24 protein-coding genes are annotated in these 23,027 nt (G+C 56.9%); 16 read left to right on the top strand and 8 right to left on the bottom strand.

The features are described from left to right. Nucleotides 1-9 precede the first annotated feature (9 nt). The 13 genes from ABJD00_RS19750 to ABJD00_RS19690 all read left to right on the top strand — a co-directional run bounded on the left by ABJD00_RS19750 (nt 10) and on the right by ABJD00_RS19690 (nt 12,166). Entirely contained in the window at nt 10-441 is a 432-nt protein-coding gene (locus ABJD00_RS19750) for a TerB family tellurite resistance protein (RefSeq protein ID WP_413831094.1), read from the top strand. A gap of 27 nt (nt 442-468) precedes the next feature. After that, the gene (locus ABJD00_RS19745) at nt 469-903 is read left to right on the top strand and encodes a TerB family tellurite resistance protein (RefSeq protein ID WP_413831092.1); all 435 of its coding nucleotides are present in this window, start codon (nt 469-471) and stop codon (nt 901-903) included. Then, nucleotides 900-1,637, top strand: coding sequence for a phosphate/phosphite/phosphonate ABC transporter substrate-binding protein (locus tag ABJD00_RS19740; RefSeq protein WP_413831090.1), 738 nt, complete (start codon nt 900-902; stop codon nt 1,635-1,637). Before ABJD00_RS19745 ends, ABJD00_RS19740 begins: the two co-directional genes overlap by 4 nt. Nucleotides 1,638-1,759: 122 nt before the next feature. Continuing rightward, nucleotides 1,760-2,533, top strand: a complete 774-nt coding sequence (locus ABJD00_RS19735) for an ABC transporter ATP-binding protein (RefSeq protein WP_413831088.1) — start codon at nt 1,760-1,762, stop codon at nt 2,531-2,533. 28 nt (nt 2,534-2,561) lie between these two features. Further along, entirely contained in the window at nt 2,562-3,293 is a 732-nt protein-coding gene (locus ABJD00_RS19730; protein WP_413831086.1) for a transporter substrate-binding domain-containing protein, read from the top strand. Between the two features lie 47 nt (nt 3,294-3,340). Next, nucleotides 3,341-4,225: an ABC transporter permease gene (locus ABJD00_RS19725; RefSeq protein ID WP_413831223.1), complete on the top strand. Its 885-nt coding sequence runs from the start codon at nt 3,341-3,343 to the stop codon at nt 4,223-4,225. After that, nucleotides 4,225-5,031: an ABC transporter permease gene (locus tag ABJD00_RS19720; protein WP_413831084.1), complete on the top strand. Its 807-nt coding sequence runs from the start codon at nt 4,225-4,227 to the stop codon at nt 5,029-5,031. The genes ABJD00_RS19725 and ABJD00_RS19720 overlap by 1 nt, the downstream gene beginning before the upstream one ends. A 54-nt stretch (nt 5,032-5,085) precedes the next feature. Continuing rightward, nucleotides 5,086-6,420 carry a glutamine synthetase family protein gene (locus ABJD00_RS19715; protein WP_413831082.1) on the top strand — a complete coding sequence of 445 codons (1,335 nt, stop codon included), beginning with the start codon at nt 5,086-5,088 and terminating at the stop codon, nt 6,418-6,420. 39 nt (nt 6,421-6,459) lie between these two features. After that, nucleotides 6,460-7,143 (top strand): type 1 glutamine amidotransferase, encoded by a 684-nt coding sequence (locus ABJD00_RS19710; RefSeq protein ID WP_413831080.1) that lies wholly within the window; start codon nt 6,460-6,462, stop codon nt 7,141-7,143. Then, nucleotides 7,140-8,501, top strand: coding sequence for a glutamine synthetase family protein (locus ABJD00_RS19705; protein ID WP_413831078.1), 1,362 nt, complete (start codon nt 7,140-7,142; stop codon nt 8,499-8,501). The genes ABJD00_RS19710 and ABJD00_RS19705 overlap by 4 nt, the downstream gene beginning before the upstream one ends. Nucleotides 8,502-8,562: 61 nt before the next feature. After that, on the top strand, nt 8,563-9,864 hold the full coding sequence (locus tag ABJD00_RS19700) for an NAD(P)/FAD-dependent oxidoreductase (protein WP_413831076.1): 1,302 nt from the start codon (nt 8,563-8,565) through the stop codon (nt 9,862-9,864). Between the two features lie 119 nt (nt 9,865-9,983). Continuing rightward, on the top strand, nt 9,984-11,162 hold the full coding sequence (locus ABJD00_RS19695) for a DegT/DnrJ/EryC1/StrS family aminotransferase (RefSeq protein WP_413831074.1): 1,179 nt from the start codon (nt 9,984-9,986) through the stop codon (nt 11,160-11,162). A 101-nt stretch (nt 11,163-11,263) separates the two neighbouring features. Then, entirely contained in the window at nt 11,264-12,166 is a 903-nt protein-coding gene (locus ABJD00_RS19690; protein WP_413831072.1) for an aminotransferase class IV, read from the top strand. Nucleotides 12,167-12,197: 31 nt separating this feature from the next. On the opposite strand, the gene phaR is transcribed toward ABJD00_RS19690, so the two are convergent. Continuing rightward, nucleotides 12,198-12,800, bottom strand: coding sequence for a polyhydroxyalkanoate synthesis repressor PhaR (phaR, locus tag ABJD00_RS19685; protein ID WP_413831070.1), 603 nt, complete (start codon nt 12,798-12,800; stop codon nt 12,198-12,200). A gap of 329 nt (nt 12,801-13,129) precedes the next feature. On the opposite strand from phaR, the gene ABJD00_RS19680 reads away from it, so the two are divergent. Continuing rightward, nucleotides 13,130-14,437: a mechanosensitive ion channel family protein gene (locus ABJD00_RS19680; protein ID WP_413831068.1), complete on the top strand. Its 1,308-nt coding sequence runs from the start codon at nt 13,130-13,132 to the stop codon at nt 14,435-14,437. Between the two features lie 169 nt (nt 14,438-14,606). On the opposite strand, the gene ABJD00_RS19675 is transcribed toward ABJD00_RS19680, so the two are convergent. Further along, nucleotides 14,607-15,050, bottom strand: coding sequence for a phasin family protein (locus ABJD00_RS19675; protein ID WP_413831066.1), 444 nt, complete (start codon nt 15,048-15,050; stop codon nt 14,607-14,609). A 153-nt stretch (nt 15,051-15,203) separates the two neighbouring features. Beyond that, a complete protein-coding gene (locus ABJD00_RS19670) occupies nt 15,204-17,018 on the bottom strand; it encodes a PHA/PHB synthase family protein (protein WP_413831064.1) in 1,815 nt (604 codons plus the stop codon). Between the two features lie 150 nt (nt 17,019-17,168). Here ABJD00_RS19670 and phaZ point away from each other — a divergent pair, with 150 nt between their 5' ends. Together phaZ and ABJD00_RS19660 are read left to right on the top strand one after the other, a co-directional pair. Beyond that, nucleotides 17,169-18,443: a polyhydroxyalkanoate depolymerase gene (gene phaZ, locus ABJD00_RS19665; RefSeq protein WP_413831062.1), complete on the top strand. Its 1,275-nt coding sequence runs from the start codon at nt 17,169-17,171 to the stop codon at nt 18,441-18,443. Nucleotides 18,444-18,449: 6 nt separating this feature from the next. Further along, nucleotides 18,450-19,043, top strand: a complete 594-nt coding sequence (locus ABJD00_RS19660) for a DUF6151 family protein (RefSeq protein ID WP_413831060.1) — start codon at nt 18,450-18,452, stop codon at nt 19,041-19,043. Between the two features lie 10 nt (nt 19,044-19,053). Here ABJD00_RS19660 and ABJD00_RS19655 read toward each other — a convergent pair whose 3' ends face one another. The 5 genes from ABJD00_RS19655 to ABJD00_RS19635 form a co-directional block, all read right to left on the bottom strand. Beyond that, nucleotides 19,054-19,764 carry an alpha/beta fold hydrolase gene (locus ABJD00_RS19655; RefSeq protein WP_413831058.1) on the bottom strand — a complete coding sequence of 237 codons (711 nt, stop codon included), beginning with the start codon at nt 19,762-19,764 and terminating at the stop codon, nt 19,054-19,056. 105 nt (nt 19,765-19,869) lie between these two features. After that, nucleotides 19,870-20,484, bottom strand: a complete 615-nt coding sequence (locus ABJD00_RS19650; protein ID WP_413831221.1) for a hypothetical protein — start codon at nt 20,482-20,484, stop codon at nt 19,870-19,872. 17 nt (nt 20,485-20,501) lie between these two features. After that, a complete protein-coding gene (locus ABJD00_RS19645) occupies nt 20,502-20,930 on the bottom strand; it encodes a VOC family protein (protein ID WP_413831056.1) in 429 nt (142 codons plus the stop codon). After that, on the bottom strand, nt 20,930-21,901 hold the full coding sequence (locus tag ABJD00_RS19640) for an alpha/beta hydrolase (protein WP_413831054.1): 972 nt from the start codon (nt 21,899-21,901) through the stop codon (nt 20,930-20,932). Before ABJD00_RS19640 ends, ABJD00_RS19645 begins: the two co-directional genes overlap by 1 nt. Continuing rightward, on the bottom strand, nt 21,898-22,650 hold the full coding sequence (locus ABJD00_RS19635) for an alpha/beta fold hydrolase (protein ID WP_413831052.1): 753 nt from the start codon (nt 22,648-22,650) through the stop codon (nt 21,898-21,900). The genes ABJD00_RS19640 and ABJD00_RS19635 overlap by 4 nt, the downstream gene beginning before the upstream one ends. Between the last annotated feature and the right edge of the window lie 377 nt (nt 22,651-23,027).

Below are 23,027 nucleotides of genomic sequence, written 5' to 3'. Positions count from 1 at the left end.
GCCCGGCCCATGTTCGAACGCCTGTTTCCCAAGCGGCCAAAGGAAACGCCAACTCTGCCAGAACCCACCCCGCAACTCGCGCTCGGGGCACTCTTGATGCGCATTGCGATGGCCGACCGGGATTATCGGGCAGCTGAGGTTGGAGCCATCGACAAAATTCTGTCACAGACCTTTGGTTTAAAACCGTTGGAGGCTGCCAAATTGCGCGCCACCTGCGAAGCGCTGGAACGGCATGCGCCCGGAACACCTGAATACGCTGAGATTCTGCGGGAAACAGTGCCTTACGATGATCGCCTTATGCTGGCGCGCTGCATGTGGCAGGTCCTGCTGGCTGACGAGGAACACGCCGACATCGAAGAGGCCATGTTGCACCAGATTGAGGCCGCCATAGGTATCACCCCCGAAGACAGTGCGGCGATTAAGTCGCGCGCGCTTGGCTAATCAGGCGACCGTGCGTATATGCAACTCATGTTCCAAGATCTTCTCAACAGACTTATCCAACCGCAGCCCGACCCTATCACCGACGCGGATGCCCGTCTGGCCCTCACGGCCTTGCTGGTACGTGTCGCGCGGTCAGACAACCACTACAGCAGTGACGAAACCGCGCTGATCGAACAGATCACGCAGGATCGTTATGCGCTTTCCCAAGCTGATGCCACAGCCTTGCGCACCGAGGCCGAAGCAATGGAAACCGCCGCGCCCGACACAGTTCGCTTTACCCGCGCGATCAAGGATGCGGTTGCTTACGACGACCGTCTTGGCGTGATCGAAGCGTTGTGGAAAGTCGTGCTGGCTGACGGAAAACGCGCCAAGGAAGAAGACGCGCTTTTGCGCCTCGTCGCGAACCTTCTTGGTATCTCAGATCCCGACAGCGCCCGCGCCCGTCAACGCGTGTCAAGGTGATCGCATTTCTCGGCATGTATGACATGCCGCACGCTGCATCGGCCTATGACCGGCTTTGGGCTGCAATCCGCGATGACTTGGGTGCAGGGCCCAAAAACATTGACCGCTCCATTGATCCATGGACGGCGTGGCAATCGTTGGACCTTGTGTTGGCGCAGACCTGTGGGCTGCCATACCGCGCACGCCTTTTCGATCAGGTCAATCTGGTGGGCACCCCAGACTACGGACTGCGAGACTGCCCGAAGGGGTACTACTACAGCTATCTTGTGCGTCGGAGGGGCGAGACCCGTAACCTTCGTGACTTGGTCCACGGCGGAACCATTGCCTTCAATGAACCCCTGTCGCAGTCTGGATGGGCGGCACCTGTCGCCTATCTGGCAGATCTCGGTTTGGGTCCAGTCGAAACGATGCAGACCGGGGCCCATCTGGCCTCGGCCCGCGCGGTTTTAGCGGGTCACGCCGATTATGCGGCGATTGACGCGATCACCTACCTTATGTGGGATTATGCCGAACCTCAGGTTTTTGCCGACCTCGAGGCGTTCACTCGTACCGAACCGACCCCCGGACTGCCCTTCATCACCAGCCGCACGGCCGACCCCAAGCCCATTGCCGCCGCAGTGACCCGCGCCATTGATGGTCTGTCTGCCGAGGACCGCGATATCCTCATGCTCAAAGGGTTGGCACAAATTCCGCAAGAGTCTTATCGCGCCCTCCCAATCCCCCCATTGCCCTGACCAAAACGTCATCACCCTACGTCAAATTGGGCAGTTGCGGTCGATATCGTTCACTTTGAGGGTGGACATGCACCGCAATTTGCTTCCCTGTACCCGATGACTGTCCAACCAGAGCCTGCCCATTGACCAACCCGCCCGTCATCGAAATCCGTAATCTTCACAAGGCCTATGGGTCTCTTGAAGTGCTGAAGGGTGTCGATATCACAGCCAACCGCGGCGACGTTGTGTCGCTCATTGGCTCGTCAGGTTCCGGCAAATCTACGTTGCTGCGGTGTTGCAACCTGCTTGAGGATTGCCAACAAGGTGATGTGCTCTTCAAGGGCGAACCGGTCTCGTGGACGGGACAGGCCCATGGCCGCCGCCCGTCCGACCCAAAACAGGTCCTACGCATTCGCACCAACCTGTCCATGGTGTTCCAGCAGTTCAATCTGTGGGCCCATATGAGTATCCTCCAAAACGTGATGGAAGCGCCGGTCACCGTGTTGCGCCGGGACCCGGCAGAGGTCGAAAAGTCTGCGCGTGCCTATTTGGACAAGGTGGGCATTGGCGACAAATGCGACGTCTACCCCGCACAGCTTTCTGGGGGCCAGCAACAGCGGGCCGCCATCGCCCGGGCGCTGTGCATGGAGCCAGAAGCCCTGCTGTTTGACGAACCGACATCTGCGCTCGATCCTGAATTGGAACAGGAAGTCGTGCGCGTGATCAAGGACCTTGCGAGCGAGGGCCGCACCATGCTGATCGTCACCCATGACATGAAACTGGCCGCCGACGTTTCTGACCACGTCGTGTTCCTGCATCAGGGCCTTATCGAAGAACAAGGGGCGCCAAAGGATCTGTTTGGCACACCCAAATCCGAACGCCTGCGCGGGTTTCTCTCTGCGACCCACGCTGCGTAACTAAAATCAAAAACGGGAGTAATCACTCATGAAATCTCTTCTTCTTGGCACCACATTGGCGGCCATGACGGCCACTTTCGCCATGGCAGACGGCCATTCCGTCGTGCGCATGGGCACCGAAGGCGCCTACCCCCCCTACAACTTCATCAACGATGCCGGCGAAGTCGACGGGTTCGAACGCGATCTTGGCGACGAGCTCTGCGCACGTGCCGAACTGACCTGCGAATGGGTCAAGAACGACTGGGACAGCATCATCCCCAACCTCGTGTCGTCTAACTACGACACGATCATGGCCGGCATGAGCATCACGGATGAGCGCGACGAAGTCATCGACTTCACCCAGGACTACTTCCCACCCACCGCTTCTGCCTATGTGGCAGCAGCCGAAGGTGTGGACCTTGATGGTGGCGTTGTGGCCGCGCAAACGGCGACCATTCAAGCTGGTTACATTGCCGAAAGCGGTGCGACACTGGTCGAATTCGCCACACCGGAAGAAACCGTCGCCGCCGTGCGCAACGGTGAAGCGGACGCCGTATTTGCTGACCGCGACTACCTCGCACCTCTCGTTGAAGCGGCCGGTGGTGAGTTGATGTTTGTTGGCCCCGACGTTCCCCTTGGTGGCGGTGTGGGCATGGGCCTGCGTGAATCCGACACAGAGCTGAAGGAAAAGTTCGACGCAATCATCACGGAGATGAAGGCGGACGGGTCGCTGAACGAACTGCTGGTCAAGTGGTTCGGTGAAGAAACCGCGCAGTATTAATGAAAAGAGATGGGCGGGGCCTGACCCCGCCCATTCGTTTGATCCAGATGTTTTCTTATTGCACTGACCCGGAGACGCTCGCCACGTTACAGTGGCTGACCTGCTACCTGACGACGGGTGTGCATTTCTCGTTCTACTACAGTTTCCTGAAAGTACTTGGCATTCTGGCCGTGACCGCACCCGTGGCGCTCGCCTTTGGCTTTGGCGGGGCGATGGCGGCGCGGTCGTCCATTGCGCCACTGTCATGGTTCGGCAAGGGCTACATCGCCATCGTGCGCGGCGTACCCGACATCGCGTTCTTCCTGTTCTTTGTGATTGCACTGGATCAGGGCTTTGAATGGTTGCGCCATCAGGTCCTGTGTCCGGACTGGACCGATCCCATCCGACAAGGCAACGATTTCCTCGTGTGCCCACAGGCCAAACTGCCCTTGGGCACGGCGCCTCAGGTCGTCCATCAGACCTATGCGTTCGGGTTGGCAGTCATCACCTTCGCTCTGGTATTCGGCGCGTTTGCCGCCAACGTCATCTTTGGCGCCATGCGCGCCGTACCTCGGGCCCAGCTGGAAACTGCAGAGGCCTATGGCATGAGCCCGCGCCAGACCTTCTGGCGGGTGCTGGTGCCACAGATGTGGGTCTACGCCCTACCCGGCCTCTCCAACCTTTGGCAGGTTCTGATCAAGGCGACTCCGCTTCTGTTCCTCTTAGGCATCGAAGACGTTGTCTATTGGGCCCGCGAGTTGGGCGGTACAAAAACTCCACAGTTTACAGATTACCCCCATGGTGACTGGCGCATGTGGTATTTTCTCGCTCTGCTGATTTTCTATCTGTTCATGACGTGGGGCTCGGAAAAGATCCTTGGTCGGATCATGGCGCGCCTGACACGCGGTCAGGCCACATCGGGCGGTGAAGCACAACGTAAGGCGGCTGCCTGATGTCGTGCATTGAAACCATCCAGGCTTATGCCTTGCGTTCCGTCGGCCTTGGCGAACGCCTGCTACCGCGCAGTGACTTTACCTTGTGCGAACAGTTCACACTGATCGGGTCGGGCATGATCTGGAATGTCTATTTCGGGATCATGGCGCTTGGGATCGGGTTCTTCCTCGCCATTGCCATTGCGCTGGCCAAGGGACAGTCAAACCCGTGGCTGCGCCTGCCCGCCGAATGGTTCATCTTTCTGTTCCGGGGCTCGCCGCTCTTTATCCAGTTCTTTTTTGCCTACTTCCTGTTCCTGAGCCTCAAGGGCGTCTACCCCGTCTTTTCGCCTTTCACGGCCGCATGGCTCGGTGCGTTGATCGTGCTGTTTCTCAACACGGCTGCCTATTCCGCACAGATTTTCTACGGTGCATTGCAATCCATCCCCAAGGGCGAGGTCGAGGCTGCGGACGCTTATGGACTTTCCGGGTGGCTGCGGTTTCGCCGGGTCATCTTTCCTACCATGTTGCGGCTTGCGTGGCCTGCCTACACCAACGAGGCAATCTTCCTGTTCCACGCCACAACGCTTGTGTACTTCTCCGGTTTTCCGGCCTGGCAGCAACGAGGCGATGCACTCTATTACGCGAGCTACTTTGCGGACAAGACGTTCAACCCGTTTGTGCCATACCCGATCCTAGCAATGTATTTCATCATGCTCACGCTGGTGATTATTGCAGGGTTCGGCCTGATCAACGGGCGCCTGAACCGCCACCTTCCGGCCAACAGCCACCAGAAACTACGGGTGCGCCCCAACCTCATCCGTTAGACTGGTCGATACCGGCCCTTCGGGGAGGATTTTTAAAATCAGAGAAGATGACCCATGCACGACTGGCTGATCGAAAACCCCCACATCCGCACAATCCGGGTGGCAGCGTCTGACCTCAATGGCGTGGCACGGGGCAAGCGGATGCCCGTGCGCTTTGCAGACAAGGTGTCCAGTGAGGGCACCCGATTTCCAATGTCTGTGCTGAACCTCGACATTTGGGGGGAAGACATTGAGGGCAGCCCGTTGGTGCTGGAATCTGGTGATCGTGACGGTGTTCTACGCCCAACCGAACGAGGCTTTATGCCGATGCCTTGGCTTGATACGCCGTCGGGCTTGTTGCCGATCTGGATGTATCACGAGGATGGCCGCCCCTTTATGGGAGATCCCCGCCACGCCTTGGCCGCTGTCCAAAAGCGTTTCAAAGACAAAGGCCTTACACCCGTTGTTGCGGTGGAACTTGAATTCTTTCTGATCGATGACGCAGGCCAACGGCTGCGGGTGCCGCCTTCGCCTCGCTCTGGCAAGCGTCGTATCGCAGGTGAGATTCTTTCATTGCGCGCGCTTGACCAGTTCGACGCCTTTTTCTCCGAGCTTTATGATGCTTGCGAGGCAATGGATATCCCAGCAGACACCTCGATTTCCGAGGCCGGTCTGGGCCAGTTTGAAATCAATCTGATGCACGGTGCAGATGCATTGAAGGCGGCCGATGATGCCTGGCTGTTCAAGATGTTGGTGAAGGGACTGGCGCGGCGGCATGGGTTTGCTGCGTCTTTCATGGCCAAACCTTACACAGACTATGCGGGCAACGGATTGCACATGCATTTTTCGGTGCTGGATGAACAAGGTCGGAATGTCTTTGATGATGGCTCCGCCACAGGCAGCGCGATGTTGCGACATGCTGTGCAGGGTTGTCTTGCAGGCATGCCCGGATCGACGCTTATCTTTACGCCTCACGCCAATTCCTATGCACGGTTCGTGCCCGGCGCACATGCGCCCACAGGGATCGCGTGGGCCTATGAGAACCGCACAGCGGCGATCCGCATTCCATCTGGCCCACCTGCGGCGCGCCGTATTGAGCACCGTTTGGCTGGCGGCGACGTAAACCCATATCTGTCCATCGCCGCCGTCCTGGGTGCGGCCTTGAACGGGATCGAAGATGCGATTGATCCGCCTGCGCCCATCACCGGCAACGCCTATGAGCAAGACTTGCCAAGTGTCCCAATGACGTGGGGCGCGGCCATCGATGCCTTTGAAACGGACAAACAGACTGAGCGCATTTTCGACCCGGAACTGATCCGCAACATGGTCATGACAAAGCGGCAAGAGATACGCGACATGAGCGAACTCAGTGTGGAAGAGCAGACAGAAATCTACCTCGACACCGTTTAGGGGCTGCATTATCAACGCGGTGTAAGCCCAAGGTGATCCATGAAAATCGGCATTCTGCAAACAGGCCATGTGCCCGACGACCTGATTGGCGAAAACGGCAACTACCCCGAGATTTTTGAGCGTTTTCTGAGCGGACAGGGTTTGACCTTCGAACACTATGCGGTGGTCGACAACGTCTTTCCAGATAGCGTTGACGCGGCCGACGGGTGGCTGATTACGGGATCGAAATTCGGTGCCTACGAAGATCTGCCGTGGATCGCACCATTGGAGGCACTGATCCGCGATATCTATGCCGCTGGTCTTCCTATGATTGGTGTTTGTTTTGGCCACCAGATCATCGCGCAAGCTCTTGGTGGCAAAGTCGAAAAATTCGCAGGGGGTTGGTCTATTGGTGCGCAACGCTATCTAGTGAACGGGACCGACGTGACACTGAACGCGTGGCATCAGGATCAGGTTACAGAACGCCCCGAGACGGCGGAGGTCGTTTCCTCAACAGAGTTTTGCGAGAATGCTGCCCTTCTTTATGGCGACCGGGTATTCACGATCCAGCCACATCCCGAAATCGACCGTACCTATCTCAAAGGATTGCTGGATGTGCGTGCCCCGGGCGTTGTCCCCGAGCCAATACGACAGGCCGCCATTGACGCAATCGATACCCCTACTCACAGCGCACAACTTGCAGACATGTTTGCGCTGTTTTTCAAGGAAAAGAGGATCGCATGAGCGAGCCAAAACTGACCGACCTGCCAGAAGCTGCCCGCCTCTATCTTGAGGGCAAGCGGCTGGATGAGGTGGAATGCGTCATCTCTGACCTGCCAGGAATTGCCCGCGGCAAAGCGGTACCAGCCAGCAAGTTCGCCAAGCAGGACTATTTTCACCTGCCCGATAGCATCTTTTACCAGACCATCACCGGCGGATGGGGTGAGGCTGCGGACGAGGACGGGTTCATCGAAAAGGACATGATCCTGAAGCCGGATATGAGCACGGCAACGGCCGCGCCATGGACAGGTGACTGGACGCTACAGGTGATCCACGACGCCTATGATCGCAAAGACGTGCCAGTGCCGTTCTCTCCGCGCAATGTTTTGAAACGGGTTGTGCAACTGTATCACGATCAGGGCTGGAAACCGATTGTGGCGCCGGAGATGGAATTCTTTCTGATCGCCCGCAATCTGGACCCGGCACAGGAGATCAAACCGATGACGGGTCGTTCGGGCCGCCCTGCTGCTGCACGGCAAGCTTATTCAATGACGGCGGTAGACGAGTTCGGCCCCGTGATCGACGACATTTACGATTTTGCTGAGGCCCAAGGGTTCGAAATCGACGGCATCACGCAGGAAGGCGGCGCAGGCCAGCTTGAGATCAACCTGCTTCATGGCGATCCGGTCAAGCTGGCGGATGAAGTATTCTATTTCAAACGCCTGATCCGCGAAGCGGCCTTGCGCCACGACTGTTTCGCCACCTTCATGGCCAAACCGATCGAGGATGAACCCGGAAGCGCCATGCATATCCACCACTCGATCCTCGATATGGAGACGGGCAAGAACATCTTTGTTGGCCCTCAAGAGGGCGATACGGACGCGTTTTTCCACTTTATCGGGGGCATGCAGACATACATGCCTGCGGCGCTCGCGGTGATGGCGCCCTACGTCAACAGCTATCGCCGATACGTCAAAGATCACGCCGCCCCGATCAACCTCGCGTGGGGGCGCGACAACCGCACCACGGGCATCCGCGTGCCCCTGTCCACACCACAAGCGCGCCGAGTTGAAAACCGCATCGCAGGCATGGACTGCAACCCCTACCTAGGTATCGCGGCTTCGCTGGCTTGCGGATATCTTGGGTTGATGGAAGAAAAGCGCCCCGGTGCGCAGTTTAAGGGCGACGCCTATGAGGGGGATGGCGATATCCCTCGTGTTCTTGGATCGGCGTTGGATTTGTTTGATGACTGCGCGCCATTGCACGATGTCTTGGGTCCTGAATTTGCGCGTGTCTATTCCATCGTCAAACGCGCCGAATATGACGAGTTTCTACAGGTGATTTCACCATGGGAACGCGAGCATTTGCTGATAAACGTCTAAAGCGGCCACCCTGCCCTGTGGGTAGAATCTATTTGGCGAGATGAAGCAGAGGACCCCGGCGATGAATTTGCTCTATGCCAATGACAAGGTCGGCACTTATCCGGACAGCTGGTATGCGGCGACGTCTGACATTCCGTCGGAACGCGCCCCTTTGCAAGGTGCCACGCGTGCCGATGTTTGTGTTGTCGGGGCTGGATACACTGGCCTGTCCGCGGCACTGCATCTCGCGCAGGCTGGTTTCAACGTTGTCGTGCTGGAGGCGCATCGTGCAGGCTTTGGCGCCTCGGGGCGCAACGGAGGGCAGTTGGGCTGGGGCCAGCGGGTCGAGCAGCCATACCTTGAGAAAATGCTTGGGATGGCGCGCGCCCGCGACCTTTGGGCCTTGGGTCAGGAGGCCACGGCCCTTGTAAAGTCTTTGGTCGCGGACCAAGATATCGACTGCTATTTGCGACCCGGCATTGCTTGGGCGGGCGAAAACACCGGCGAAGTGGACGAATTGCATGCCCATGCAGCCCACATGTCACAGCACTACGGCTATGACATGGATGTACTGGACAAAGACGGGTTGCACAGCTTTTGCCCCTCGCCTGCCTATATCGGCGGGATCATGAATTGGGATGCAGGCCATTTACACCCCCTCCGCTATGCCCTTGGGCTTGCCAGCGCGGCAGAGGCACAGGGAGTGCAGTTGTTCGAACGCAGCCCGGTCGAGCGGATTGAACAAGGCGCGCGCGTGAAGGTGCACACGTCAGGCGGCGTCGTTGAGGCGGACCACCTGATCCTCGCCTGCAACGGTTACCTCGGCACCCTCGATCACTCAGTTGCGCGTCGAGTCATGCCCATCAACAACTTTGTCGCTGCCACCGCTCCCCTAGGAGACGACGCGGCGCGTGTATTGGCACAGGACATTGCCGTGGCCGATAGCCGTTTTGTGGTGAACTACTTTCGGCTCAGCCATGACAAGCGGCTGCTGTTCGGGGGCGGGGAAAGCTATGGTTACCGCTTTCCGACGGATATCCCCGGCCTTGTGCGCAAACAGATGGTGCAGATTTTCCCTCACCTAACGGATGTGCCGATCGACTACGCGTGGGGTGGCACTCTTGGGATCACGATGAAACGGCTGCCCCATCTCTCTCGTGTGGCGCCTAACGTATTGTCAGCCTCAGGCTACTCGGGCCACGGTGTTGGTACGGCGACCCATGCCGGCAAACTGATGGCGGATGCGATTGGCGGTCAGGCAAATGGTTTTGACACAATGGCCGCGATTCCCAGTACTCCATTCCCTGGCGGGCCACGGCTGCGCAGCCCGCTGCTGGTGCTTGCGATGACGTGGTATGCCTTGCGCGACCGTCTTGGCCTCTAGCGTTTCTGCCTGATTTGTTGACCAAACCGGCACAAGCCCGCCGCCTATGTCATAAAACCATTTCTTTTTCTCGCCAACAGTTTTAATAAACTGAAAACTGAGCATAAGGAAATTGAAATATGTCCCTGCCAGATATGCACAGTGCCGAATCCATCCCCGAAGCCGCACGGGTCGAGATTGATCGCCTCCTGAACTCCGGTGACCTGTTCCGCTACACAGCGCCCAGCGATGCGCCTGTGTCTTTGCTGGAAGACGAGTTAGCAGAACTGATGGGGTCCAAATTCGCGCTCGCCGTCTCCTCCTGCTCGGCCGCGCTGTTCCTGTCCCTCAAAGCGCTGGATTTGCCGCGCGATTCCCGCGTTCTGATCCCAGGATTCACTTTTGCCGCCGTTCCTTCGGCAGTACTGCACGCCGATTGCCTGCCTGTCCTGTGCGAAGTGGGTGAGAACTACCGCATCGATATCGTGGATTTCGCAGCCAAGCTGCCATCGGTCAAAGCCGTCATCGTCAGCCACATGCGTGGCCACACATCGGACATGGATGCGATCATGGAACTGTGTGATGCCGCAGGCATCCCCGTGATCGAAGACGCCGCACATTCGCTGGGCACCACATGGAACGGACACAAGATCGGAACCATCGGCAGAATCGGCTGTTTTTCTTTCCAGTCTTACAAAATGATCAATGCCGGTGAGGGCGGGATCATGATCACAGACGACGCTGATCTAGCCGCGCGCGCCGTCATTATGTCCGGGGCGTATGAGCACAACTGGAAGAAACACGGCGTGTTGCAAGATGCATTCGCTGCGCATCAAAACCAGCTGCCCCTCTACAACCTGCGGCTTTCGAACCTGAGTGCGGCAGTGATCCGCCCGCAATTGCCTGATCTCACCCGCCGGGTGGAGGACGGACGGCGCAACCACGACTACGTGGCGGCTCTGCTGGAACGCAGTGCACATATCCACGTCCCTGTCCCGCTTGAGGGCGAAGTGCGCGCGCCAGATTCCATCCAGTTCAACCTGATCGGCCTCAGTGACGCTCAAGTTGCTGGGTTTGTGGATGCAGCCGCCGCGGGAGGTGTCAAAGTTCAGGTCTTTGGGGCAAGCCCAGACAACGCGCGTGCCTTCTGGAACTGGCAGTTCATTCCTGACCTACCCGAATTGCCACAGACACGCAAAATGCTGATGCGAGCTTGCGACGTGCGCCTGCCTGTTCATTTGCCTGTGCACACTTTGGACGCTGTCGCCGATGTCCTGCTATCCGCAATGGAGACAGCGCGCAAACCTCAGGCGGCCTGAGGAACCCACTTTCTCAAAACGCAAATACCATGGGGGAGGTACGCCAGTGGTGGGTACACAGCCCCCTTTGCTCCAGGTAGCACAAGCGCTAACCTGCCCCAATGACAGACCTTACTCGCGGTGCCGCGTGGATGGGCGGCAAGATCATTCCAATCGCAGAGGCGGCCATTCCCGTGACCGATTGGGGGCTGACCCACAGCGACATTGTTTATGACGTCGTGCCCGTCTGGCAGGGTGCTTTCTTTCGGTTGAACGACTACGTGAACCGCTTCATCGCGTCGCTTACAGCGGGGCGTTATGATATCGGGATAGATCGGGGAGGGATTTGCACTGCCCTTCACGAGATGGTCCATAAGAGCGGACTACAGGACTCATATGTTGCTATGGTCGCAGCCCGCGGTCGCAACCCTGTGCCAGGTAGCCGCGATCCGCGCGACTGTGCAAACCACTTTTACGCATGGTGTGTGCCGTATGTGCACATCGTCAAACCCGATGCCGCCGCAAAGGGCACCTCGGTCTGGATCTCAAAATCTGTACGCCGGATCCCGGAAGACAGCGTGAATCCACGGGTTAAGAACTACCATTGGGGCGATTTCACCTCAGGCCTTTTTGAGGCCAAGGACAAAGGGTTCGAAACGACCCTCTTGCTTGATCACGACGGCAACGTGACCGAAGGACCCGGATTCAACGTTTTTGCGGTGTTTGGGGATCGTGTGGTCACCTCAGACCACGGCGTATTGCACGGGATTACGCGGGCCACTGTGCTTGAAATGTGCGTTGAGGCGGGCCTTACGCCAGAAGCGCGTCCCCTCCCCCTTGAAGAATTCTGGCAGGCGGACGAAGTATTCGTGTCGTCGTCCGGCGGCGGTGTGATCCCGGTGGCACAGGTGGACGAACGGCACTTTTCCAACGGAGCGGCAGGCCCCGTCGCCTCCGGGCTTCGGGCGCGCTATTTCGACTGGATCATGCGCGACGAATACCGGACGCAGGTTAAGGCCCCGTAAGGCGCACTTCCTGGTGCGCCGTTCCTGTCGCTCAGGATAGCTTGGACAGTTTGGCCTGCAACTCGGCGAGTTGCTTTTTGATGGTCGCCAGATCCTCGGCCTCTTCTTCGTCTGCCGCGTCCTTGGCAGATCCGCCAGTCCAACCAGGCGTCAACCCGCCAGTCATGGCCTTCATGAATGCCTCTTGCTGGGCCTGCATCAGTTCAAATCCCGGCATCTTGGCCATAGGATTGAGGGCCGTGACATTCTCCATCACCTTGCTCTGTCCATCGCGTAGCATCTCGAAGGAAGCTTGCAAGAACTGAGGAACAACCGTCGCGCCTCCACCCATATAGCTGCGTACAAGATCGTTGAGTACGTCTACCGGCAACACATTCTCGCCGCGGCTCTCATGCTCGGCAATGATCTGAAGCAGATACTGGCGAGTCAGGTCGTCCCCTGTCTTTAGGTCGACGATCTGCACTTCGCGGCCGTCACGGATAAATCCTGAGATATCCTCCAGCGTCACATAGTCGCTCGTCTCGGTGTTATAGAGACGGCGGCTTGCATAGCGTTTTATCAAGAGTGGTGCTGGCTTATCCGTCACGATGCTATTCTCCCCAAGCGTGCGTGCTGCAGTGCAGCTTAGGCGCATGCGCGGGAAAAAGAAAGGTTGCGGATGATCCTGTATTTATCCAACCAAAAGTTGCGACATACTCATGCGTTTGGAGGTGGCTGCTTCGACCCTCCGGTCACTCAATTTCACAAGACACTTGCAACCCGCCGATCAGTATCTCGCTTGCGTGGACGTCGCTGATTTTCGGCTGTTCAGTCCGAATGTTAGCCAAAGGTCATCAGCGAACACGCATTCATACTGCAATGAATACTCGGAATATTTGCGAATGGCGCCCAAGTACTTCAAACATACAGGAAGAGCACCTTACGCTCGCGGAATGACCTATACTGCCAAATCGAGAGATGCCAATGCCCCTTCGCGCCGCTTTGAATACCTTCGCCATATGCCAGTTCATCGCCTTGCTTTGGCTGGGAACGGTTGCGATCGCGCAGGAACAAACGGCTTCAGCCTTTTCCGCCCCTGATCCCAGCGCAGTCACGACCACCGCCGCTGAACTTGAATTACTCACCGTACCGATGACGACTGATGAATTGTCAGACCTCGCAACTGCGTGGCAAGACCATGTCAAAATTCTGCTTGAGCAATCTGCGGTACTCAATCTGGAACTGGAAGTCGCAAGCAACGCGCGCAGCGAAGTGTTGCGTACGGAATTGGCCACCGCATTGGATCGGCAGCGAGAAGTACAAGATAGCTATGAGATCGTCATCGAAGCATGGCGCGTAAAAGGCGCACCACCAGAAGACATCCAAGCCCATGAAACCTATTTGAACGCGCTCCGTCTCGAAGCGGTCCGCACGACTGATGCAAAGACGCTGTTTCAGTTCGCAATCGACTGGTTGACCTCCTCCGAAGGAGGGTTGGGTCTGTTACTTAAGATCGCGGGGTTTTTACTCGCACTTTGGGGTATGTATTTTGCCGCTAGGGTATTGCGGCGTGCGGCAGGTCGTGGCCTTTCACGCATCCCGAACCTGTCCCGACTGCTTCAGCGTTTTATCGTCAATGCGGTTTATTGGGCGACGTTCGTGCTGGGCATATTGGTTATTCTGGCGGTTTTCGGTGTGAATGTGACCCCTTTGTTTGCTGTGTTTGGTGGCCTTTCATTCATTATCGGCTTCGCATTGCAGGATACGCTCGGCAATCTGGCCAGCGGTCTAATGATCATGATCCTCAAACCCTTTGACACCGGTGACTACATCGAGATCAGCGGAGCGTCAGGTTTTGTTGACGAAATGTCTATTGTGTCGACGCAAATTCGTACCTTCGACAATCAGGTTATTGTTGTTCCCAACTCCAAGATCTGGGGCGATGTCATTACCAATGTCAGCGTATCTCCTGAACGGCGTATCGATCTGGTTTTCGGTGTCGGGTATTCCGACAATACAGCGCTGGCCATAGAGGTTCTCAAAGAGCTCGTGGCCGCGCACCCTAAATGCCTGAAAGACCCGACACCCGAGATATTTGTTGGTGAGTTGGGCGAAAGTTCCGTCAACATTTTCTGCCGGCCATGGTCAAAATCTGATGATTATTGGATCGTCTACTGGGATCTGACGGGGCAGGCAAAAGAACGCTTTGATGCCGAAGGAATTTCGATTCCTTTCCCTCAGCGAGATGTTCATCTCATTCAACAGGAAAAAGCTGCAGCCGATGGTATGTGATCATCGACAAAGGGCACACAGTATACCCCAGTAGCCAACTTGCCAGACCGCATTCCGTTCAGTAATCGGTCCGTGCGCTACAAACAAAAAGGCGGACCCCAGTAAAGGAGCCCGCCGGAGTCATCGCGCAGTTCAGGGAGGAGAATTGGCGCGATATCTCGATGTCGCCTTACTTGGCGGCGGCTTTCTTAGCAGCTGCTGTCATGTCGCCTGTGGCTTTTTTCACGGCGGCAGACGCGTCTTCGCTCATGTCTTTGCCAGCAGCCATCATCAGCTCAACTGTGTCCATCTGAACTTTTTTCGCAACTTCAGCGAAAGCAGCCATGTGCTCGGCAGTTACTTCGGCGTAGGACGAAGCGAAATCTGTCATCGCTTTTGCGTAGTCAGCTGGCTCGGATTTCGCTTTGGACATGTCCGAGATTTTCGCCAGAGTTTCTTTGGTCCACTTGGAGGAGATCTCGGTGGATTTCTCTGCTGCGTCGATCGCAACCGAGCTCAGTTTTTCGTTCAGCGATGTCGCTGTTTTGAATGCGTCTTCCATGGAAGCTGTGTCGACGGGGAAAGAACCCATAACGTCTTTGAACATCGCGCTCATGTCTTGTGTCTTAGCCATTGTATCAGTCCTTTGTTCAGGTGTGGGGGGAGGACCCACTGCTTAATTCCTGAAACAGAACATAGATGCTGCGCTGCAGCATTTCAAGTGTTTTCGCTGCATCGCAGCAAAAAAGTTAACCGAAGGGAAATGCAGGCAAAAAAGCCCACATCCCTAGGGCTTCGCCTTGACGGCAACGTATGTTCCGGGAGCATCACACAAAATTGGACGGCCAGAATCACCCGGATCACGTGCAGCAACTTGAGCACCTGCCCGCTTCTTTAGCCACTCGCCCCAACGCGGCCACCAAGACCCTTCATGGAACTCGGCCGCTTCCAACCACTCCTTATGATCAAGGTTGAGATCGGTGTTAGTATAATGTCCGTACTTGTTCCTGGTCGGCGGATTGACGATCCCAGCGATGTGCCCGGATTGCGTCATGATGAATGTCTTGTCCTTGCTGCCCATCTGCTGCACGCCGCGGTAGCTGTCTTTCCAGGGTGCGATGTGATCCGTCTCACAAGCTATTGCACACAGGGGGACATCCACCTCGTCCAGAACAAGATGATGGCCCAACAGATCAAAACCGCCGCTTGCCAGTTCGTTGCGCTGGCAAAGGCCACGCAGATATTGCATCGCCATTTTGGCCGGCAGGTTCGCCCCATCACCGTTCCAGTAGAGCAGGTCAAAAGCAGGAGGGGTCTGCCCCATCATGTAACTCTTGATCGCCGGGGTGTAGACCAGATCGTTGGAGCGCAGGAACGTAAATGTGCGCGCCATTATTATGGAGGGCAGAATGCCCTTATCTTCCGTCTCCGCCTCGATCCCATCGATAAAATCATCGGTAAGGAAAGGGGCAAATTCACCCTGATCCCCGAAATCCGTGAGGGCCGTAAAAAGGGTGGCGGACTTGACCGACTTGTCGCCGCGCTGTTTCATCAGGCTTAGAGTGAGCGACAATGTGGTGCCAGCAATACAGTAGCCAATGGCATTCACCTGCTTCTGCCCGGTGATCGCTTTGGCCTCGGTTATGGCGCGGACGTAACCTTCTTCGACGTAGTCTTCCAAACCCACATCAGCGTATGCCCCATCCGGGTTGACCCAACTAACCACAAAAAGCGTGTGGCCTTGATCAACCAGCCATTTGACCATGCTGTTCTGCTCTTTGAGATCAAGAATGTAGAACTTGTTGATCCACGGCGGAAACAGCACAAGCGGGATCTTGTGCACCTTTTCTGTGGTGGGTGTGTACTGGATCAACTCCATCATCTTGTTGCGGTAGACGACCTTGCCCGGCGTTGTGGCGATGTTGCCGCCCAGTTCGAACGCCTTGTCATCGGCAAGCTTGACGATCAGTGCACCGTTGTTGGTTTCCAGATCTGAAATCAGGTTCTCCAGCCCGTCGACCAGCGACTGTCCTTCCGTTTCGACCGCCTTTTCCAGCGCATCGGGGTTGGTGGCGAGAAAATTGGTCGGCGACATCATATCGAGGATCTGGCGGCTGAAATAAGCGAGACGTTGCTTTTCCTTGCTGTCCATATCGGTGACATCGTCAATGGCCTGTTCGACGGCGGCCGCGTTGATCAGATACTGCTGTTTGACGAAGTTGAAATAGGGGTGCGTGTCCCAAAGAGGGTTGGCAAAGCGACGGTCCTTGGGTCCTGGATCACTGGGGGCCTGCAGCTTGCCGCTTGCGAGCGCCTGCTGCGCCTCGACGAAGTGCGTCACCGATTTCGACCAGAACTGCAATTGGTGTTCCAACACTTTGGCCGGATCACGAAGGGCCTCGCTCCAGTAGGCCGTGGCCGCCTTGGTGAACAATTCCTGATTCGGACCGTCGAGGGCCGCGTTGTGCATGCTGCGGTGCGACATAACATGCGACAACCTCTGCGTGAGTTCTTCGACTTTCTTGAGGTTAGCGTTCAATTTGTCGAGGTTTTCGCCCGAGACAGCACTATCTGTTGTGCTTTTCGTCGTCGTGGTTGTCATATTAACCTCTTCCTCGTAGTCTTTGCACATGCAGCAATTGGGCCCGGCCCAACTGATGCCACTATAGGGTCGCATGTTTCAGGGGGCAAAGCGACAGTCTGTCCGGCGTGGTTTTTGTGTGCCCGCCCCTAACGGTTCAAGGAGTGCACAATGCGCTACATGATCAACTACGATTTGATGGAAACCATGCGGAACACCAATCAATGGTTGGGCGCAACAGCGCAAGCCATCGGCAGCTATCCCGCTTTTTCGATGATCCCGAACCCGGGCATGGCATGGATGCGTGCATGGGGTGAAGTGACCGAGCGCACCTTCCAACGGATGGTGGTAAAACCTGACTGGGGCATCCCATCGATGACGGCCGAGGATGGCAAGGACCACCTTGTCAGCATCGATATGTGCGTGCCCGGTGCCTTTGGCGATCTGATCCACTTCAATGTCAACGGCCGCAAACCCAAAGACCGCAAGGTCCTGTTGGTTGCACCGATGTCGGGACACTATGCCACCCTGTTGCGTTCAACCGTCATGTCGCTTCTGCCCGACTGTGAAGTTTATGTCACCGACTGGCACAATGCGCGCGACATCCCCGTCAGCGCCGGCAAGTTCGATATCGAGGATTATACCCTCTACCTCGTCGATTACATGCGCCACATGGGACCTGAAACCCACGTGATCGCCGTATGCCAGCCTGCGCCGCTGACACTGGCGGCGACAGCATACCTTGCCGAAGAAGACCCCAAAGCGCAGCCCCGCTCGCTCACGCTGATTGGCGGTCCGATTGACCCGGATGCCAATGCGACAGACGTTACCGACTTTGGCCGACGCGTCACCATGGGCCAGCTTGAAGAAACGATGATCCAGCGGGTTGGCTTCAAATACCCGGGCGTTGGACGTCTGGTCTATCCAGGTTTGTTGCAACTGGCTTCATTCATCTCGATGAACGGCGAAAAACACCAAAAGGCCTTTGTCGATCAGATCAGTTCCGTTGCGCGCGGTGAAGCAGCTGATCATGACAAGCACAACAAATTCTATGACGAGTACTTGGCCGTTATGGACATGACGGCTGAGTTTTACCTGTCCACCGTGGATCGTATTTTCAAAAACGGTGAAATCGCCAAGAACGAGTTTACGGTCGCGGGCAAAGCCGTGGACATCGGCAAGATCACGACTGTTGCAGTGAAAACGGTTGAAGGATCTAACGACGACATTTCTGCGCCCGGACAATGCATTGCGGCTCTTGATTTGTGCACTGGCTTGCCTGACGAGAAAAAAGCCAGCCACCTCGAAGAGGGCGCAGGCCATTATGGCATCTTCGCTGGCAAAAGCTGGCGCAACAACATTCGCCCACTTGTGCTCGAATTCATCGACGCCAACACGCCGAAGCCCGCTGGCAAAAAGGCTGCCAACAAGAACAAGGCGGCATAGACCAGCATGACTGGGGTCGATTTGCCATTCGCCTGCTCTTGCGGCACGGTGAACGGCAAGCTCGTTGGTGTGAGCCCCACAAACGGCAATCGGCTTGAATGCTATTGCGGAGATTGCCGCGCAGCCGAGGCATTCGCTACGCCGAACCGAGCGATCCCAGATGGCCCTGTCCAACTCTACCAAACCACACCAGCCCACATCCGGATCGACGCGGGCACTGGCCAATTGGCAGTCTTTTCACTGTCTCCAAAAGGCGTGTTGCGCTGGTATGCGAACTGTTGTGGCACGATGCTTTTCAATACGCTGCGCAATCCGAAAATTGCGTTTGCGGCGGTTTTTACCGACGCTATTTCAGACGCAAATGCTCTCGGTCCAGTGCGCGCGCGCGCCAATATCCAAAACGGCGACGGCACATCGCGCAACGAGGGGTTCGGGCGGATGCTTCGATCCTTTGCCAAAGGCGCTATCCCCGCGCGGTTCACCGGATCGTGGAAGAACACGCCCTTTTTTGATCCGGACACTTTAGAACCGGTTTCAGAGATTTACGTCCTAAGCAAAGAAGAGCGGGCGGCGGTCACTCCAAACTTAAAAGTGTCCTGAAAACTGAAGATTAGCGCAAAATCAGAGGTTGCTGCATCCAATCGCGCAGCGCTTGCGTTGTCTCAGCCGGCGCTTCGAGTGTTGGAACATGACCCGCTTCCTCTAGCACACGCAACTCGGCACCATTGATCAACTCGGCCATGAATGTGTGGCGTTTGACCGGACACAACATGTCGTGCGCGCCGCACAACACCATGGTCGGCACCTTGCACTTGCGCAGGGTCCCCTGCTGATCACGGCGTCTTTGTAATGCGCGCGATTGACGCACAAATATCTCGGGCCCGAGGGCATCGGCCATATCCAACATCAGCTCTGTGATCTCAGCGCGGTAAGGTCCCGGCCCAAAATACGTCGGTAACACCTCGTCCCGCATCAACTCTTGCAAGCGTCCGGTGCGCGCTTTGATGATCTGGGGTTCGCGGGCGGTGGAGGCCTGCGGTGTTTCCGCCAGCGGGCTGGTGTCCATGAATGCGACTCGCGTTATTCGGTCGGGCGCACGGCGCAACAATTCCATCGCCACGATGCCACCCATCGACAGACCTGCAAGAGCAAACCGCGCCGGAAGTTCATCCAGCAATCCGCTTGCGATCTCTTCAATCCGTTCACCACGGGTAACCGGCGATACCATGATCGAATATTCAGAGGACAATTCTGCGATTTGCGGGCCAAACAGGCGCGCATCGCACATCATTCCAGGTAGCAAAACCAGCGGTTCAGCCATGCTGCAGCCTCATCACGTGCCTAAATTCCCGTTTTCCTAGTATCGTCCCTGTGGCCACAATGGCTTGCCCGGGCCAGCACGGCAAGCCCAAGATGTGGTCACATTTCAGGGATATTCGATTCCTCGGTAGGGTGGAAAGTCGCGGTAGCGCTCTTTGCGTTTCTCCAGCGGCTCGCTGGGCACGGCCCCAGTTTTCAACAACAGCCCTTTGGGCGCGATGTAGCTGCCGATCATCCCTCGCGGATGGGGGCGCCAATCAAGGTTGAAGGCGCACAGTTTTGGGAAAAACCACATCGCAGAATAGGGCAGATGGTCGTGTAACCACCACGCGAGGCCGCGCCAGTCGCGCCCCTGTTCATATCGGTCCGTAAACCACGGAATTGCCAGCGACGTCCCGGCAATCGCATCGTCCCCCTGCCCCCCGTCCCAGATGTGGCATTCGATCGGATTGTCGTTCCGCGCGCAATTCAGTTTGTTGTCATTACCGTATTGATTGAGCTCGGGCGAGCGGTACCCGGAGCGGATTGCGAGCCGTCCAAAAGTTTCTTCGAGCGGATCTAGGAGCTGAGTGCACAGCATCCGTCCATGAGCAATTGCGAGGTCCGGATCACGTGGTAAGTTTCTGATTTCATGAAAATTTCCAATTTCAGAGTACAGGAAATCCCGCATGAAAAAGTGCTTGGACAGTCGCACGCGCCCGAAGGTTTCAAGGCTCCACATGCTGGCCGGGCGTCGCATTACACCGCCCCGTTCCATTGAAATGCGCCGTCTGGGCCAAGGGGCGAAAACGGGTTCCATGCCACTTCCCATATGTGCCCTTCTGGGTCGGCAAAGTATCCGTGATAACCGCCCCAAAACACGTCCGAAGCCGGTTTCAAAACCTGTGCCCCCGCCGCCTCGGCCCGCGCGAGCAACTGAGCAACCTCGCCCTTGTCCTTAACATTGTGTGCCAGTGTCATCGCACCACGCCCCAGCACGCCACTCGGAACTCCGATCTCTTTGGCCAATGCGGTAAGCGGGTAAAGTCCAAGCGTCTGCCCAATCAGATCAAACGCAATCACTCCGTCCGGGCTGTCCACCCGTTTCCACCCCAAGGCTTCGTAAAACCCTGCCAGTACATCCATGTCCAGTGCGCCCAAGGTGATAAGCGAAACGCGCTGTTCCATCATTGCCCCTCGAGAGTTTGCACCCAGTCCAGCATACCTGTCACCGCCCCATCCGTTTGTCCGGGTGACATTATATCGCCTGCAATAACATGGGATAGCGGGTCATCCACCGCGCCCATCACTGGATTGACGATCATCGTATCGGCCCCCCAACGCTTGGCGACTTCTGCGGTGATATCCGAGCGCACCACCTCGTCCTCAATTGAAAGCCAGAACAAGGCCGGAATTGTTTGGTCCGCATGATCCACAGCGTTCGCCGCATTGATCAGGGCAGCCATAGGCATGACGGAAACACTCGGATATTGTGTCGTCCAATAAGTGGCGTGATCTGCATTGTGTGGCTCGAAACTGCGGGTCTTGCCGGCCAAAGTGGGTAGCCAATAGCGTGCCGCAGGCCAGTTGAGCAAACGCGCGACAGGGTTTGCAATGCCAAAGTTCGGCGAGACAAAGATCAAACCAGCCACCCGGTCCATCATCGCACGGTCCTGGGCGAGTGCAGCAACAAGCGACCCTCCCGTAGACGCAGAAATGACCAGAACGCGCCGACCGGCAATCCGCGCAGCTTGCAACCCCTCATCCAGATCGCTGGCCCACGCCTGCACCGATCCCGTGGCCAGCGCAGCTCCATCGCGCCCATGCCCTGCCAGACGGGTAAAAATCAAATTGGCCCCCAGCGTTTCTGCCAGACGATCTGGCACCGGGCGCAATTCCTGCGATGTCGCGGAAAATCCATGTACATACAGGATCGCCCAATCGGCTTGAACGCCGGGGTCCTCGATCCAGATGATCCGTTTTTCGACACCCGGCGTGACGTCGTCAAACCGCGCTTCAACTTCGGCGAAATGAGCGTCGAGGTCTGGGCCGACTGTAATTTGGTCCGGCGTCAGGTTTGCATCCTCGTATGGGCCAAACAGCCACAATGCACTGCCCGCTAGCAGACAGGACGCACTGACCCAAACAACCCATTTCATGGTTCGCCGCCCATTACGTCGACAATGGCAGCCTCGATCAGTCCAAGACAGGGTCCGTCAGAAAACCTGTGATCTGCCCCTTTGACCAGAGTGAGACGCATGTCCGGGCTGTCAGCGTGCTCCAACAAGCGTATCGCAGTTTCAGTACTCACGGCGCTGTCGTCGGTTCCTTGCAGGCTGCGCACGGGGAAAGGTAGCGCGAGGGGCGTGCGTAGAACCAGGTTGTCGCGCCCATCCTCGATTAGCCGGCGGGTGATGATATAGGGTTCCATATAGTCCGACGGCATCTCGAGCTGCCCATCCCGCTCAATTGCGGCCCATTGGGCGTCAGTGAAGGACGCAGCATAGCCGTCTTCGGTAAAGTCAGGCGCTGCAGCGATAGTCACCAATCCGGCGACGCGCTCTGGGTGGGCACGCGCAAACAACAGTGCCTGCCACCCCCCCATGGAGCTGCCGACTACAATTAGCGGGCCGTTCGTCAACGCGTCCATAGCGGCGGCCGTGTCCTGCGCCCAATCTCCGATGCAACCATCCTCGAAAGCACCCGAGCTTTCGCCATGGCCTGAATAGTCAAAGCGCAAGAACGCCTGGCCCCGCGCGGCACACCACGCTTCGAGATGTACAGCCTTAGTGCCCTCCATGTCCGATTTAAGGCCGCCCAGAAACACCACGGTCGGGCCTGCACCTTGCTTGCGGTGATAGGCCAGCTTGCGGCCAAGCGCGGTCTCCAGAAATTCAGGCCCAGCCATAACTGCCTCTCCCCCATTTAATTGACCGGATCATGCGCAGCGCATGGGTTGCTGTCCATCCTGATAACATAGGATTTCTGGCAGACACTGTTTCGTAGAATGGGATCTGGAGTTCAAAACACACTCCACCAATAATGGCACCACCCACTCATAAACCACTTTCGACAATGTGAGCCCTTCGGTTGAGAAGTGGACCGAGGGATAGCGTTGGTGGAACAGCGCGACAGTGAGCAAATCCCACATTTCCCAAGTAATTGAGTGATTTGGCTTCGCGGGCTTGGCTTTTCGTGATATATTTCAGTGTGTTATCTGGGTTTGGAGGCTGCAATGTTAGATCACCCTTTGGGTGCGGGTTCTGAGGGCGGTTTTCGGCTGGG

The sequence above is a fragment of the Tateyamaria sp. genome (genome assembly GCF_039945315.1).
In the GTDB taxonomy this organism is placed as follows: domain Bacteria; phylum Pseudomonadota; class Alphaproteobacteria; order Rhodobacterales; family Rhodobacteraceae; genus Tateyamaria.
The sequence above is the reverse complement of the archived record's forward strand: the minus strand, read 5'-3'. Positions and strand labels throughout refer to the sequence as shown.